The sequence below is a fragment of the Burkholderia sp. Bp8986 genome, from assembly GCF_003854225.1.
Classification (GTDB): Bacteria; Pseudomonadota; Gammaproteobacteria; order Burkholderiales; family Burkholderiaceae; genus Burkholderia.
Window position 1 is genome coordinate 1 of sequence record NZ_QTQM01000212.1, and the last position, 433, is coordinate 433.

General features: G+C 64.0%; 1 protein-coding gene. It reads left to right on the top strand.

What is annotated here, in order from left to right; all coding sequences use genetic code 11:
* On the top strand, positions 1 to 433 hold a 433-nt coding region (locus tag DID99_RS36930; protein WP_124668743.1), incomplete at both ends, for an IS5 family transposase.

Genomic DNA, 433 nt, shown 5'->3' on the forward strand with positions numbered 1-433 from the left:
GCGTGAAGGTCTACGGCGAAGGCGAATGGAAGGTGCGTCAGCATGGCTACTCGAAGCGCCGCACGTGGCGCAAGGTGCATCTCGCGCTCGACGCGAACACTGCTCAGATACGTGCTGCGCTGATGCCCCATCAGGACGTTGCCGACGGTGATGTCTTGGCCGAATTGCTCGACCAGATTTCGACCGAGGAACGTCTTGAGACCGTGGGCGGCGATGGAACCTACGACTCGAAGCCGTGTCATGCCGCGATTGCGGCACGCGGTGCGACACCCCGTATCCCGCCGCGCGACGGCGCTGTTCATTGGAAGGCGACCGTGCGGGGGAGCGCATGGCGCAACGACGCGGTCGATACAATCGCCCAACTCGGCCGCCGGGAATGGAAGAAGAGTTTCGGCTATCACCGCCGCTCGCTCGCCGAGAACGCGATGTACCG